At 58.6% G+C, this 13,595-nt stretch carries 13 protein-coding genes, 3 tRNA genes and 1 riboswitch; of the genes, 7 read left to right on the top strand and 9 right to left on the bottom strand.

What is annotated here, in order from left to right; all coding sequences use genetic code 11:
- Positions 1-88: 88 nt before the first annotated feature.
- The 5 genes from ACEQFP_RS10805 to ACEQFP_RS10785 all read right to left on the bottom strand — a co-directional run bounded on the left by ACEQFP_RS10805 (position 89) and on the right by ACEQFP_RS10785 (position 4,720).
- The gene (locus ACEQFP_RS10805) at positions 89-880 is read right to left on the bottom strand and encodes a metal-dependent hydrolase (RefSeq protein WP_005281685.1); all 792 of its coding nucleotides are present in this window, start codon (positions 878-880) and stop codon (positions 89-91) included.
- Entirely contained in the window at positions 877-1,893 is a 1,017-nt protein-coding gene (locus ACEQFP_RS10800) for a patatin family protein (RefSeq protein ID WP_035600570.1), read from the bottom strand. Before ACEQFP_RS10800 ends, ACEQFP_RS10805 begins: the two co-directional genes overlap by 4 nt.
- 224 nt (positions 1,894-2,117) lie before the next feature.
- On the bottom strand, positions 2,118-3,707 hold the full coding sequence (prfC, locus tag ACEQFP_RS10795; protein ID WP_035600572.1) for a peptide chain release factor 3: 1,590 nt from the start codon (positions 3,705-3,707) through the stop codon (positions 2,118-2,120).
- Positions 3,708-3,903: 196 nt separating this feature from the next.
- Positions 3,904-4,350, bottom strand: a complete 447-nt coding sequence (rimI, locus tag ACEQFP_RS10790; RefSeq protein WP_005281681.1) for a ribosomal protein S18-alanine N-acetyltransferase — start codon at positions 4,348-4,350, stop codon at positions 3,904-3,906.
- Entirely contained in the window at positions 4,310-4,720 is a 411-nt protein-coding gene (locus tag ACEQFP_RS10785; protein ID WP_005281680.1) for a DNA polymerase III subunit psi, read from the bottom strand. Before ACEQFP_RS10785 ends, rimI begins: the two co-directional genes overlap by 41 nt.
- Before the next feature lie 173 nt (positions 4,721-4,893).
- On the opposite strand from ACEQFP_RS10785, the gene rsmC reads away from it, so the two are divergent.
- From rsmC to ACEQFP_RS10765, 4 genes are all read left to right on the top strand, one after another.
- A complete protein-coding gene (gene rsmC, locus ACEQFP_RS10780) occupies positions 4,894-5,937 on the top strand; it encodes a 16S rRNA (guanine(1207)-N(2))-methyltransferase RsmC (protein ID WP_035600578.1) in 1,044 nt (347 codons plus the stop codon).
- A gap of 175 nt (positions 5,938-6,112) precedes the next feature.
- Positions 6,113-6,199, top strand: a tRNA-Leu gene (locus tag ACEQFP_RS10775).
- Positions 6,200-6,234: 35 nt separating this feature from the next.
- Positions 6,235-6,321 (top strand) — tRNA-Leu (locus ACEQFP_RS10770).
- A 32-nt stretch (positions 6,322-6,353) separates the two neighbouring features.
- A tRNA-Leu gene (locus tag ACEQFP_RS10765) sits at positions 6,354-6,440 on the top strand.
- Between the two features lie 140 nt (positions 6,441-6,580).
- Here ACEQFP_RS10765 and ygiD read toward each other — a convergent pair.
- Positions 6,581-7,366, bottom strand: a complete 786-nt coding sequence (ygiD, locus tag ACEQFP_RS10760; RefSeq protein ID WP_370546992.1) for a 4,5-DOPA dioxygenase extradiol — start codon at positions 7,364-7,366, stop codon at positions 6,581-6,583.
- Positions 7,367-7,556: 190 nt separating this feature from the next.
- Between ygiD and zupT the strand changes: the two genes are divergently transcribed.
- Positions 7,557-8,324: a zinc transporter ZupT gene (gene zupT / locus ACEQFP_RS10755; RefSeq protein WP_005281677.1), complete on the top strand. Its 768-nt coding sequence runs from the start codon at positions 7,557-7,559 to the stop codon at positions 8,322-8,324.
- Between the two features lie 91 nt (positions 8,325-8,415).
- Here zupT and ribB read toward each other — a convergent pair whose 3' ends face one another.
- Complete coding sequence (ribB, locus tag ACEQFP_RS10750) at positions 8,416-9,075, bottom strand: 3,4-dihydroxy-2-butanone-4-phosphate synthase (protein WP_005295793.1); 660 nt, start codon at positions 9,073-9,075, stop codon at positions 8,416-8,418.
- A gap of 114 nt (positions 9,076-9,189) precedes the next feature.
- Positions 9,190-9,347, bottom strand: a riboswitch (FMN riboswitch).
- A 215-nt stretch (positions 9,348-9,562) separates the two neighbouring features.
- On the opposite strand from ribB, the gene ACEQFP_RS10745 reads away from it, so the two are divergent.
- Positions 9,563-9,829 carry an accessory factor UbiK family protein gene (locus tag ACEQFP_RS10745; protein WP_005295796.1) on the top strand — a complete coding sequence of 89 codons (267 nt, stop codon included), beginning with the start codon at positions 9,563-9,565 and terminating at the stop codon, positions 9,827-9,829.
- A 10-nt stretch (positions 9,830-9,839) separates the two neighbouring features.
- Here ACEQFP_RS10745 and yjeH read toward each other — a convergent pair whose 3' ends face one another.
- On the bottom strand, positions 9,840-11,087 hold the full coding sequence (gene yjeH / locus ACEQFP_RS10740; RefSeq protein WP_005281674.1) for an L-methionine/branched-chain amino acid transporter: 1,248 nt from the start codon (positions 11,085-11,087) through the stop codon (positions 9,840-9,842).
- A gap of 31 nt (positions 11,088-11,118) precedes the next feature.
- The gene (gene hldE, locus ACEQFP_RS10735) at positions 11,119-12,552 is read right to left on the bottom strand and encodes a bifunctional D-glycero-beta-D-manno-heptose-7-phosphate kinase/D-glycero-beta-D-manno-heptose 1-phosphate adenylyltransferase HldE (RefSeq protein ID WP_035597166.1); all 1,434 of its coding nucleotides are present in this window, start codon (positions 12,550-12,552) and stop codon (positions 11,119-11,121) included.
- Between the two features lie 105 nt (positions 12,553-12,657).
- On the opposite strand from hldE, the gene ACEQFP_RS10730 reads away from it, so the two are divergent.
- The gene (locus tag ACEQFP_RS10730) at positions 12,658-13,587 is read left to right on the top strand and encodes a Kdo(2)-lipid IV(A) acyltransferase (protein WP_005281671.1); all 930 of its coding nucleotides are present in this window, start codon (positions 12,658-12,660) and stop codon (positions 13,585-13,587) included.
- The last annotated feature ends 8 nt before the right edge of the window (positions 13,588-13,595 follow it).

Genomic DNA, 13,595 nt, shown 5'->3' with positions numbered 1-13,595 from the left:
ATCATTTACTCGTTTGCGTGTGCAAAAAATCTGCAAAATTAAGGAGGGAGATGACCTCAGCGGCTATCCGCTGATGAATGAGAACCGGTCAGGCGCGTGACGGCAAGCTGAATAACCGTTGCGTATTACGATACAACGCCTCGGCGATCGCCTCGGGAGACTCTGGGCGCAACTGGCAGAGGGCTGCAAAGACACGCGCCAGTTGTTCAGGACGGTTGGCTTGGCCCTGGAAACCCGCCAACGGCATGTCCGGGGCATCGGTCTCCAATACCAAGGCATGCAACGGCAAGGTCGCCATCACGGCACGCGTCTTCTTCGCCCGCTCATAGCTGATGGTGCCGCCGACCCCGATGGCATAACCAAGCCGGACGAAGGCCTCGGCCTGGGAGAGGCTACCGGAAAAGCCATGCACTACACCAGTTCGCGCCAATGGGCGACGGCGCAGTGTCTGCGCCAACAGGTCGTGGCTACGACGCGAGTGTAGGATCACCGGTAGTTCATAGCGTTGGGCTAAGCTGAGCTGCTCCTGCAGCAGCGCTAACTGGCGTGCCGGTTGCTGCACCGGATCATAATGATCTAACCCGATCTCGCCCACGGCGACGATCGCCGGATCGCGCTGCGCCAACGCCAGCTCCAAGCGCGCCACATCCTCATCGCAGTGCTGCTCGACATATAAGGGATGAAGTCCCAAGGCGGCATACAGCATCGGGTGAGCATGGGCCAGCGCCAGCACCTGAGCGAAACGATCGGCGGCGACGCTGGGCACGATGATCGCCTGCACACCCGCCGCACGGGCTCGTTGCAGACTCGCCGACACATCACCGCAGAAGGGGGCGAAGTCGAAGTGACAGTGCGTATCGATCAGGCAGGGCAACGTCATGCCGATACTTCCACTCGCGGCGCATACACCGCAGACGGAACCGCAGCCGGCGTCTGTCGCACCGGGCCATGGGCATGGGCCGGCAACTCACGCGGCAGCAACCAATGGCCGACCGCCGCCAGAAAATAACGGGCACAGCGCCGCCCCAAATGGTAGTCGGTATTCAACGCCGCCACCGTACTACCCAGCGCATGGCTCGCCAAGGGCTTGGGCGGATAGATCTCAAAGATACGCAAGTGACCCGGTGGCTGTTCGATAAAGCGCTGTGTACGACGGTAGCTCTTCTCGTGGTACTGCATCATACGCACCATCTGCTGTAGGCTGCTCTCGCTAAGCAGCGATTCCATCCGCTTGACCCAGCGGGGGGTATAGAACATCTGCGACGGCACGGTACGCACCACCACAATGGTATCCGCCCCCAGACGGTAAGCTTCACGTACCGGAATGGCATCGCTGATGCCGCCATCCTGGTAAGTCTCTCCGTCCAACTCCACGCCACTGCGATAGAAACCGGGAATGGCGCTACTGGCTTTGATCACCTGCAACCAATCGTCACGCCGCGCTGGAAAGTAGGTCGCGCGAAAGTCGTCGCTGCGACTGGCGACCATGTAAAACTGGCGCTGCTGGCCCAGCATGCGTTCGGCCCGCTCAAAGGCCAATGGCATGTCGTGATGGGTTCGATCCACCAGCCAATCGAGATCGATCAGATGCCCACCGCGTACAAAACGCAATGGGTTGAAGAAATCGATGCGGGTGGTATAGCGGGTGATCACTCGCCGGGCATAACCGGGCTGACCGCAGACAAAGGCGGACAGGTTCTGTGCGCCGGCGGAGGTCCCCAGATAGAGATCGAAGGGGTTGAAACGCGCACGCAGAAACTCATCCAAGACACCCGCGGTGAAAATGCCCCGTTGACCGCCCCCCTCGCAGACGAGGGCGATCTTCCCCGGGCGATAAGGCTTATAAGCTAAGGGTTCAATATTTCCCAGGGTAATAGGTATTCGGTATCCCACGTTGCACCTCATCACGACACGATCGAACGGAACGCATGTACCCACGTAGGCACACACTACATCCATCCGTTAAGCATACCTTGGATAAGGAGACGGAATAAGTCCAGCCAGGCGAGGAAATATTCATATTCTGTCCGCTTTGGCTAACACCGTGTCATCGCGCATAGCACAACGGGCCTGACGGCCCGTTGTATGCATTAAGCGTTCGCCTAGCGGCGAAACGATCAATGTTCGCGCGTCTGGCGGAAACGCACCTCGGGGTAGCGCTCCCGTGTCAGGTTGAGGTTGACCATGGTCGGCGCAATGTAGGCCAGGTTATCGCCGCCATCCAGTGCCAGGTTTTGCTCGTTCTTACGCTGGAAGTCATCGAATTTCTTGGCGTCGTCGCACTCGACCCAGCGGGCGGTAGACACGTTGACCGACTCATAGATCGCCTCGACGTTGTACTCGCTCTTCAGGCGTGCCACCACCACATCGAACTGCAGCACACCGACCGCGCCGACGATCAGATCGTTATTGGTGAGCGGACGGAAGACCTGTACTGCCCCCTCTTCGGAGAGCTGCACCAGCCCCTTCAGCAACTGCTTCTGCTTAAGCGGATCGCGCAAGCGAATACGGCGGAACAGCTCCGGCGCAAAGTTAGGAATACCGGTGAACTTCATCTCTTCACCCTGGGTGAAGGTGTCGCCGATCTGAATGGTGCCATGGTTATGCAGGCCAATGATATCGCCCGGGTAGGCCTCTTCCACATGGGCACGGTCGCCGGCCATAAAGGTCAACGCATCAGAGATCACCACATCCTTACCGGTACGCACCTGGCGCAGCTTCATCCCCTTGTCGTAACGCCCGGAGACCACGCGCATAAAGGCCACACGGTCGCGATGCTTAGGATCCATGTTGGCCTGGATCTTAAATACGAAGCCGCTGAACTTCTCTTCGTCGGCGCTGACTTCGCGCACATCGGTCATCCGCGGCATCGGAGCGGGGGCCCAGGCAACCAGGCCATCCAACATATGATCCACACCGAAGTTACCCAGCGCGGTCCCGAAGAAGACCGGGGTCAGTTGACCGTTGAGGAAGGCCTCCTGTTCGAACTCGGTCGAGGCGCCCTGCACCAACTCCAGCTCTTCGCGCAACTGCGCCGCCAGATCGTCGCCCACCGCCTCGTCCAACTGCGGGTTATCCAATCCCTTAATTACCCGGACTTCTTGGATGGTATGTCCCTTACCGCTCTGATACAGGTAGGTCTCATTCTTATACAGATGGTAGACCCCCTTAAACAGCTTACCGCAGCCGATTGGCCAAGTGATCGGCGCACAGGCGATCTTCAGCTCGTTCTCCACCTCATCCAGCAACTCCATCGGATCGCGGATGTCGCGGTCGAGTTTGTTCATAAACGTCAGGATCGGCGTATCACGCAGACGCGTGACCTCCATCAGCTTACGCGTACGATCCTCGACGCCCTTGGCGGCATCGATCACCATCAGGCAACAGTCCACCGCCGTCAGGGTACGGTAGGTATCTTCGGAGAAGTCTTCGTGCCCCGGGGTGTCCAACAGATTCACCAGGCAGTTGTGATACGGAAACTGCATCACGGAGGTGGTAATCGAGATCCCGCGCTGCTTCTCCATCTCCATCCAGTCAGACTTGGCATGCTGGCTCGATCCTCGGCCCTTGACGGTCCCGGCGACCTGAATCGCCTGTCCGAACAGCAACACTTTTTCGGTGATGGTCGTTTTACCGGCATCGGGGTGCGAGATGATAGCGAAGGTGCGCCGTTTAGCGACCTCGCGAGCGTATTCACTTGGCGACATGATTTTCTGTTCTGTATTTGAGCTGCCCTGCCCGCCGACACGAGCTAACGGCGTCTATCGGTGGGCAACACAGGAGTAAATGGGTCATAAGCGCGCCATTTTCCCTGATTTATCCAGGTTAGACAACGCGCAATTTTCGTAGGCCAATCGCACAGGAGAGGCGAGAAACAGCCGGAGCGAGCCGTCAGAGCCCTCGCTAACCGAGCGGTAACGCCATGATACGCGCATCCTCGCGCCCATCGGCGGTCGGATAATAGTTACGCCGCAGCGACACCTCGTTAAAGCCCAGATCCTGATACAAGGCGATCGCGGGCTGGTTGGAGTCGCGGACTTCCAGCCAGAGGGTCACCACACCCCGCTCCGTCAGATCATCGATCAGGCGCAGCAATAACTGGCGCCCCAGCCCTTGACGTTGAAAGGCGGGGGCGACCGCGATATTAAACAGCGTCGCCTCATCCAATACCACCTGGGTGATGGCGAAAGCCGCCAACTGTCCCTGGGACTCCAGCTTCAGATTGTAGTAACGCTCACCCTGGTTACCGACAAAAGTATTACGCGTCCAGGGAAAGGCGTGGCTGGCGCACTCCACGCCGTAGGCGGCGTCAATGTCCGCCGAGGTCAGGGAAGAAATGGTGTTGCTCATGACAAATTTGCTGCCATAGGGCGCGCTTGGCGCCGGGGTTATGATAAAGCGCACTGAGCGCCGAGGTGTGCAGTTGCGCTTCTGCCGGAGCGGCATCGCCCAACCACCAGCAGAGGTAATGCTGGCGCTGGTCCAGCGTCTCATACTGCTCCGGGGTCAGGATCACCGCCTGCTCCGCCGTCAGCGACAGCGCACGCAGAATATCGCACAACAACAGATCATCCGGCGACAAGGGGGCCTGTGACACGATCAATAGCCGTGTCTGGGGCGATGGCGTAATGGCGACCTCGCCACGCAATAGCGACGGACGGCGTAACACCCACTGCGTCACGCCAAGCTGCTGTAAAAGTCGATCGCGTCGCGAAACCATACTACTCCTACCTCATCTGCGCCGTACGGCGCCGGGGAACTCGTTGATGCCTGTCTGGCTACTATGCTAACAAACCCCCGGCCCCGCTACCATCCATGACAGACGATGCCGAGTTTCAGAACCCCGTTGAAAGCTTTATAATCGCCGGTCAGCCCATAGAGGAGTTTTGTGTCATGTCCGCTTTTACCCCGGCCAGCGAAGTCATACTGCGCCATAGCGAAGAATTGGCTTCACGCCGCGTCCTGTTCGCCGGCGATCTACAGGATACGCTGCCTGCGCAGTTTGATGCCCTCGAGGTACGCGCCCACACGAGCCAGTATCACCACTGGCAGGCGCTACAATCCACCATGGGCGAGCGCTGTCTATTCGCCTTGGAAGCGCCGCAGGCGTTCGTCGCCGGTATCGATACCCTGCTGTACTATTGGCCGAAGAGCAAACCCGAAGCCCTATTCCAACTCACCCAGCTGCTATCGGTGCTACCGCAGGAGTGCGAGGTGTTCATCGTCGGGGAAAACCGCGCCGGGGTACGCAGCGCTGAAGAACTATGCGCCGAGATGGTGACGCTGAGCAAAATCGACAGCGCGCGTCGCTGCGGCCTGTACCATGGCCAACTCACTCAGCCGGTCACCTTCGATCTGGCTGACTGGTGGATGAGCTACCACACCGGTTCGTTACACATCGCCACGCTACCGGGCGTCTTCAGCCGCGATGGCCTGGATATCGGTAGCCATCTGCTGCTCTCCTCGCTGCCCCACGGCCTCAAAGGACGCGTGCTGGACGTCGGCTGCGGTGCCGGGGTTCTCTCCGCCGCCATCGCTCGCATGTCACCAGAGACCACCCTCACCCTGTGTGATGTCAACGCCGCCGCGCTGGCCGCCAGCCGCCAGACCCTCGCGCAGAATGACATCCCGGGCGAGGTGATCGCCAGTAACGTCTTCTCCGACATCGACGGGCGCTTCGATCTGATCATCTCCAACCCGCCCTTCCACGATGGGGTACAGACCAGCCTATTGGCCGCACAGACCCTGATCCGGGGGGCGATCAGCCATCTACAATTAGGTGGCGAGTTACGCATCGTCGCCAATGCCTTCCTGCCGTATCCGCAGGTACTCGACGCCATCTTTGGTCGCCATGAAGTGGTTGCCCAGACCGGGAAATTCAAGGTCTACTCCGCCATCCTCGACCGCCCGGCGCTAGAACATAGTCGCCGCCGCTAAGCCCCCGGGCCGGCACTGCCGGCCTTTTTTTCGCAGTTGAACGGCGAAAAGATGGCGAAGACGGCCAAATTTACATCGAACGCGGAAGATTCGGCAAATAACTGTTGACGCCGCGACGAAAATCTCTAGAATTCGCCTCCGTGGTTACGTTACTCCCGTAGTAACGCAACGGTATGCGAAGGTGGCGGAATTGGTAGACGCGCTAGCTTCAGGTGTTAGTGTCTTAACGGACGTGAGGGTTCAAGTCCCTCTCTTCGCACCACATAACCACGATTGATTGCGCTTTGACGGCACCTTGCGAAGGTGGCGGAATTGGTAGACGCGCTAGCTTCAGGTGTTAGTGTCTTAACGGACGTGAGGGTTCAAGTCCCTCTCTTCGCACCAAAGCCGACGAGCGACAATCGATACACCCGTGTGCGAAGGTGGCGGAATTGGTAGACGCGCTAGCTTCAGGTGTTAGTGTCCTAACGGACGTGAGGGTTCAAGTCCCTCTCTTCGCACCACTTCTCTGTTGTTCTCTCCCGATATGCTCTCGTAATCCCTCAATTATCTTTACACGTTTATTTGAACTCTCTACTGCAGCTTTCTGGTCAGTTATTTTCGTTTTTCGCCGTCTCAAGTGCGTTCCCCCTCGTTCAGGCCCTCAACCGATCTGCAATGACAACATACTCAACGATCCCATCACGATCCCCAGATCGAACACCTGCTGTCGCTCTCTCCCGTCCCAACAGCCCAACACGGTTAATAGCGGCAAGAAATGCTCGGGGGTCGGGTTAGCCAGCGCGGCATCGGGATGACGCGCAAACTGCACGAGGGGTGACTCACAGCCTTGCTGCGACAGGTTATCCCGTACGAAACGCTCAAAACGTAACGCCCAAGGATAGGGAGGCGCGAACGCCTGCCAACGCAGAGTGCGTAGGTTATGTACCACGTTACCGCTTCCCAACAACAGGATACCGCGGCGCCGTAATACCGCCAGCGCTTGCCCTAAGCGATAGTGGTATGCGGGGGGTTGTGTCAGATCCAGGCTAAGCTGCACCAGCGGAATATCGGCCTGAGGATAGAGATGCAACAACAGACTCCAGGCGCCATGGTCAAATCCCCATGCTTGTCGATCTAACGCCAGCGGGAAATCCGCCGCCAGCAACGTCTGTAGCTCCATCGCCAATGCGGGGCTCCCCGGCGCCGGATAGCTCAACGCCGCCAGCGCCGGCGGGAAGCCGGTAAAGTCATGCAGGGTACGGGGGTGCGCCATGGCCGTAACCCATAGCCCACGCGTACACCAATGGGCGGAGATCACCACGATGGCACGCGGACGAGGCAACGCAATACCAAGACGTCGCCATTGTGCGCTAAAGAGGGTCTCCTCTAAGGCATTCATCGGGCTACCGTGTCCCAGAAACAGTGCAGGCATCGGGGCATCATACATCGCGACTCTCCTCAAACGCCCCCACACTTATCAAGCGGTGGCAGCGACATGGCTGAGCTAAGCACTCTCTGGCAAGAATAGAATAGGCACAGACAATCAGTGGGATTGTGTATAACATGATCACCAATATTTACTTTTATTCACACTTAATAAATAATGAAAATCATTATCATTTTTGGAGAGTGTGCCCATGTCCATCCCCTTGCTCCTTACGCTGCTCGCTGGTGCCGCGACTGCCGTCGGTGCCCTCCTTGCGATTATCGGGCGAAAACCCTCTAACCGAGTCTTAGCCTTCTCACTCGGCTTCGCCGCCGGGATCATGCTGCTGATCTCTCTGATGGAGATGTTACCCGCCGCGCTGGCTACGCCAGGCATGCCGCCTTTGCTGGGGTACGGTATGTTTATTCTTGGTTTGGTGGGGTACTTCCTGCTCGATCGCCTACTACCGCACAATCACGCCCATGACATGGTTCCGCTAGGCGGCGCGGCGCCACGCAATCTGAAACGCACCGCCCTACTCCTCACCTTGGGGATCAGCCTACATAACTTCCCCGAGGGTATCGCGACCTATGTCACCGCCAGCGCCGATCTGGAGCTGGGCATGGGGATCGCATTGGCGGTCGCCATCCATAACATTCCTGAAGGGCTCGCCGTCGCCGGGCCGGTCTACGCCGCCACCGGTTCACGCCTGCGTGCCTTCGGCTGGGCAGGCCTATCCGGTGTCGCAGAAATCCTCGGCGGGGTACTGGCTTACGCGGTACTCGGCCCCGCCATCTCGCCCATCGGTATGGCGGCGATAATGACTCTGGTTGCCGGTATCATGGTGGCGCTGTCAGTGGATGAGTTGATGCCGCTGGCTAGGGAGATCGACCCTCAGAATAACCCCAGTCGTGGTGTCCTGTGTGGGATCACGGTCATGGGACTCAGTCTAGCCCTGCTACAGACGACGCCGTTATGATCAGCGCATCGTCCTCTCACCTCGCGTGAGGCGTAACAAAAAAGGGATAGCCAGTGGCTATCCCTTTTTTTATGACTCTGCGCGGTGACGATTAGCTCGCCTGCTCCTGGGACTCATGCGCCTGGCGGTAAGCCACCAGATCGTCGATAGTCACCACCGGCATATTATGTTGGCGGGCAAACTCCACCACCTGCGGCGCGCGGGCCATCGTACCGTCATCATTAGTCAATTCGCATAGCACCCCTGCCGGGCGAAAACCGGCCAGCGCGACCAGATCGATGGTCGCTTCGGTGTGGCCACGACGTACCAATACTCCCCCAGGACGCGCACGCAACGGGAACACATGGCCAGGACGGTGCAGATCGCTCGGCTTGGCATCATCGGCAATCGCCGCGCGTACCGTGGTCAGGCGATCGCGTGCGGAAACCCCGGTCGTCACCCCTTCTGCCGCCTCGATGGTCACGGTAAATGCCGTACCATAGTGGCTGGTGTTATTACTCACCATCATCGGCAGATCCAACTGCTGACGACGCGCCTCGGTGAGACACAGGCAGACGATGCCGCTACCGTGACGAATGGTCATCGCCATCTGTTCAACGGTCATGGTTTCGGCGGCGAAGATCATGTCGCCTTCGTTTTCACGATTCTCATCATCCAGCACCATGACGCCACGGCCAGCGCGCAGTGCAGATAGCGCATGTTCCACGCGCTCCATTGGGGTACCGAAATCGGAAAGCAGAGTCTGATTCATGGTAAAAAACCTCATCAATAGTTGTATGAATTACCAGAATCAGGGCAATTTGAGGAGCAGCTCGTGCCAGAGGCACGGACAAAATAACGCGAGCGGGTTCACCCCGGCAGATGTCGTTACTCTCTCCCATCCGGACTATAACCGTCGGCCCCGGAATTACACCGGATCTGCTGACCTTGCATCGTAATGCAAGCGCTCGCGGGCTTTCGGTGACGCCACTGCGTACCGATTTACCGCCGGTAGGGACTTTCACCCCGCCCTGAGAAGTAAGCGAAATGACTATAACGCCAAAGCGAATAGCGAGCAATCGTCATCGTCGATTATTGGCGTTCGCTCACAAAGCCACAGAGTAGGGTGCAAGAACGAACATTTATCATCCAGGACAAGCGATTGCGTGCGATAATCGCCTGCCCTACTGGCATCTGAGATAACACTACGGTAACGTATCCACTACCGCATGATTGCCGTAAAAACCAAGGAACGCACCATGATTGATCCCAAGAAAATTGAACAGATTGCCCGTCAGGTGCATCAATCCATGCCGAAAGGACTACGCGAGTTCGGTGACGATATGGAGAAACGGATCCGCCAGATCCTTCAGACGCAGCTTAACCGCTTAGATCTGGTTAATCGCGAAGACTTCGACGTCCAGACCCAAGTGTTGCTGCGTACCCGGGAAAAACTGGCGTTACTGGAACAACGCGTCGCCGCGCTGGAGAATCGCCTCTCGCGGGATGAAGAAGAGCAGGCCTAACGCCTGCCCCTCATACGCTGCGCCGCCGAACGCGGCGTGGTAACAACAGCGTCAATAAGGCGAGCATTCCCAGCGCATACAGGCTCTTCACCCCGACCATCAACAGCAGTAACACGCATAGCCCAGCGCCAATCACCGCCATCATGCGCGCCTTCCCGCGCAACAGGCGACATCCTGCCAGCATGCACAACAGATAGATCATGATGAAGACGCCATTGGCGTAGACGATCAGCGCATCCAGCGCCAGATCACTCAGATAGATAGCCAACGAACACACGAGGCAGCAGATGACCACCGCCGTCAGCGCATTGACCGGCGCCTGCCGTGTCGAAAGCCGAGCCAGACGACTCGCGGGACGCTCCTGTGCCTGAGTCCACACCAGGCGAGCGAAACTCTGAATATAGATATTCAGGCTGGCAAAACACGCCAAATAGCCGATCACACAGGCAATCCACAACGCCTGCCGACCGAACAATTGCACCACGATCCCCGGCAACGATGCCGCCGCCTCTCGGCCACTCCCGTAGGCATGAAAGTAGAGTACCGCCACGCTACATGCCCAATAGACCACGCCTGCCAGCAACAACCCCAACAATAGAGCCCGTGGGAAGTCACGCTCGGGATGACGAAACTCCGCTGCCAAATGCGCGAAGGCTTCGAGACCGACGAAACACCAGAACATCACCGCCAAGGCAGCGGCAAGGGGAGATAATGCGAGTTGCTGTGCCGTCGGCCAGGGGATCGTCGCCGGGGTGATCCCGCCACGCCACCAGATGGCGGCGATCAGCAACACCACCAGCACGGCGATCAGCGTCTGTAAATTCGCGCTCGACCCCGCGCCGCGCGTCCCCAGTAGCCATACCGCCAACAGTGTCGATAACTCTACCGCCAACAGGCTTCCCCCCTGCCAGCCGAACATCGCCTGCCAGAAACCGGCCGCAATCTGTAGCGAGGCGGGCAGCCCGACGGGGATCACCGACAGGAATAACCAACCGGTAACCCGTGCCATGTGTGGGCCAAACGCCTTACCGACGAAGTGCGCCGCGCCACCTGCACTCGGGAAGTGGCGCCCCAATCCGGCAAAGCCGATGGCGATGGGAAAGACTAAGACGATCAATAACGGCCAGGCCCAGAGACTCCCTGTGCCGGCGACTTGGGCGGCCAGCGCCGGAACCGCGAAGATCCCGGTGCCCAAAAGGGAGGTGGAGAGCAAACCAACGCCCTGCACCAACCCTAACTCCTGCTTTAATGTTGCCACGATGCTATCCTGCTAAGCTGTCTGCGACACCTTAGCCGTGCGGGTTCTGACGGATGGTATTGATGATATTGGTCGTCGAGCAGCCATCTTCAAAGTTCAGGACGCGGACCTCGCCACCAGCGGCGATCACCTCGCGGCCCCCCGCGATCTCCTCGGGCTTATAGTCCCCCCCCTTCACCAGCAGATCGGGCAGGATCTCGGCGATGATACGCTGCGGGGTATCCTCCTCGAATGGGATCACCCAGTCGACGGACTCCAGTGCGGCCAGTACCAACATACGCTGTGCCAACGGGTTAACCGGGCGCTCCGGCCCCTTCAAACGGCTAGTCGACGCGTCGCTGTTGACGGCGACGATCAGGCGATCGCCCAACTTACGCGCGTTCGCCAGGTAAGAAACGTGACCGGCATGAAGAATGTCGAACACCCCATTGGTCATCACCACCTTCTCGCCGCGTTGACGCGCCTTGAGTACCGCCGCCTTTAGCGCTTCCTGTGACATCACACCAAAGCCGGTGTCGGCACGACCGCGGATGGCGTTCTCTAGCTCAATAGGCGAAACGGTGGAGGTCCCCAGCTTGCCGACCACCACTCCTGCGGCGGCGTTAGCCAAGAAGCACGCCTCCTCCAGCGAGGTACCGGCGGCAATGGCCGTCGCCAACATACCGATCACCGTATCGCCGGCGCCGGTCACGTCATACACCTCTTGCGCCTGCGTCGGCATATGCAACGGCGGAACGTCACGCTGTAGGAGCGTCATCCCCTGTTCGGAACGCGTCACCAACAGTGCGGTCAACTCGAAGCGATCCATTAACGCCAGACCACGTTCGACGATCTCCTGTTCGCTCTGGCAACGCCCAACGACAGCCTCGAATTCGGAGAGGTTCGGTGTCAGCAACGTCGCCCCACGATAGCGTTCGAAGTCGGTACCTTTCGGATCGATCAAGACCGGCACACCGGCATCACGCGCCAGGCGGATCATCGGCTGTACCGCGGCCAAGGCTCCCTTGGCATAATCGGATAGGATTAGGGCGCCCAACTGGGGTAACGCCTGACGGATACGGGCAAAGATCGGCTCGGGGTCGACACCACCGAATCCCTCTTCGAAGTCCAGACGGATCAACTGCTGATTACGCGACAGCACACGCAACTTGGTAATGGTCGGCTGATTCGGCACCGCGACGAAGTCACAGGCCACATTGACCTCTGCCAGACGCTCAGCCAAAGCACGGGCGGCATCATCGACGCCAGTCAACCCCACCAGACGGGCTCCGGCACCCAGCGAGGCAATGTTCATCGCCACGTTGGCCGCGCCGCCGGGGCGCTCTTCAATGGTCTCCACTTTGACCACGGGCACCGGTGCTTCCGGCGAGATCCGGCTGGTTGGCCCATACCAGTAACGATCCAACATCACATCGCCCACTACCATCACTTGGGCGCGGCGAAAATCAGGCAGGGTTACTTTCATCCCCAGACTCCTACGTATCAAGATGGGCGCAATATTATCACAATCCCCTCAATATCAATTACACTAGCCATTAAATCTATCTTTGAGGCCCCTTGAACGAGCGTTATGGCAGACAATCACGTTTATCCACAGTTTCGGCGCAGCATGTTGCATCCCCGCTATTGGCTTACCTGGCTCGGGATCGGGATCTTCTATCTGATCATGCTACTACCCTATCCCTGGCTCTCCCGCCTGGGCAAGAGACTGGGGAAACTGTCGATGCGCTTCTTAAAGAAACGCGTCCAGGTTGCCCGTCGCAACCTAGAGCTCTGTTTTCCGCAGATGGCGGAGAGTGAACGTGAACGCTGGCTCGAGCAGAACTTCGAATCGGTCGGCATGGCGCTGATCGAAACCGGGATGGCCTGGTTCTGGCCGGATTGGCGTATCCGCCGCTGGTGTAAGATTGAGGGCGATGACAACATGCAGCAAGCCCTCGATGCGGGTAAAGGCATCCTTTTAATCGGTATGCACTTTCTCACCCTAGAGCTGGGGGCGCGTATCTTCGGCATGCAGAATCCCGGCGTCGGGGTCTATCGTCCCAACGACAACCCCGTACTCGACTGGCTCCAGACGTGGGGGCGGTTACGCTCCAACAAATATATGATCGATCGGCGCGATGTGAAGGGGATGATCCGCGCATTGAAAGAGGGCGAGATCGTCTGGTACGCGCCGGATCACGACTACGGCCCCAAGAGCAGTGTCTTCGTGCCGTTATTCGCCGTCGAGCAAGCCGCCACCACCACCGGCAGCTACATCCTGGCTCGTATGAGTAAGCCGACCATCCTCCCCTTCACCCCGGTACGTAACGCGGATGACAGCGGCTATACCCTGTATATCCAACCGATGATCCAGGACTTTCCGCTCGACGATCAGTATGCGGCGGCTAGCTACATGAACCGCATCGTAGAGCGCGAGATCATGCTGGCGCCGACGCAATACATGTGGCTCCATCGCCGCTTCAAGACCTGCCCACCAGGCATGCCCTCACGCTACTAATCGACCGT

It is taken from the genome of Edwardsiella sp. A.80236 (assembly GCF_044540725.1).
GTDB lineage: Bacteria > Pseudomonadota > Gammaproteobacteria > Enterobacterales > Enterobacteriaceae > Edwardsiella > Edwardsiella tarda.
Note: the sequence above shows the minus strand (reverse complement) of the source record. Positions and strands in the feature narration are given on the sequence as shown.

What these genes read in the sequence shown, in the direction of transcription:
- ACEQFP_RS10785 (WP_005281680.1), bottom strand. Translation starts at nt 4,720, where the DNA reads ATGGTTTCGCGACGCGATCGACTTTTACAGCAGCTTGGCGTGACGCAG.
- zupT (WP_005281677.1), top strand. Translation starts at nt 7,557, where the DNA reads ATGTCCATCCCCTTGCTCCTTACGCTGCTCGCTGGTGCCGCGACTGCC.
- ygiD (WP_370546992.1), bottom strand. Translation starts at nt 7,366, where the DNA reads ATGTATGATGCCCCGATGCCTGCACTGTTTCTGGGACACGGTAGCCCG.
- rimI (WP_005281681.1), bottom strand. Translation starts at nt 4,350, where the DNA reads ATGAGCAACACCATTTCTTCCCTGACCTCGGCGGACATTGACGCCGCC.
- hldE (WP_035597166.1), bottom strand. Translation starts at nt 12,552, where the DNA reads ATGAAAGTAACCCTGCCTGATTTTCGCCGCGCCCAAGTGATGGTAGTG.
- rsmC (WP_035600578.1), top strand. Translation starts at nt 4,894, where the DNA reads ATGTCCGCTTTTACCCCGGCCAGCGAAGTCATACTGCGCCATAGCGAA.
- ACEQFP_RS10805 (WP_005281685.1), bottom strand. Translation starts at nt 880, where the DNA reads ATGACGTTGCCCTGCCTGATCGATACGCACTGTCACTTCGACTTCGCC.
- ribB (WP_005295793.1), bottom strand. Translation starts at nt 9,075, where the DNA reads ATGAATCAGACTCTGCTTTCCGATTTCGGTACCCCAATGGAGCGCGTG.
- ACEQFP_RS10745 (WP_005295796.1), top strand. Translation starts at nt 9,563, where the DNA reads ATGATTGATCCCAAGAAAATTGAACAGATTGCCCGTCAGGTGCATCAA.
- prfC (WP_035600572.1), bottom strand. Translation starts at nt 3,707, where the DNA reads ATGTCGCCAAGTGAATACGCTCGCGAGGTCGCTAAACGGCGCACCTTC.
- ACEQFP_RS10730 (WP_005281671.1), top strand. Translation starts at nt 12,658, where the DNA reads ATGGCAGACAATCACGTTTATCCACAGTTTCGGCGCAGCATGTTGCAT.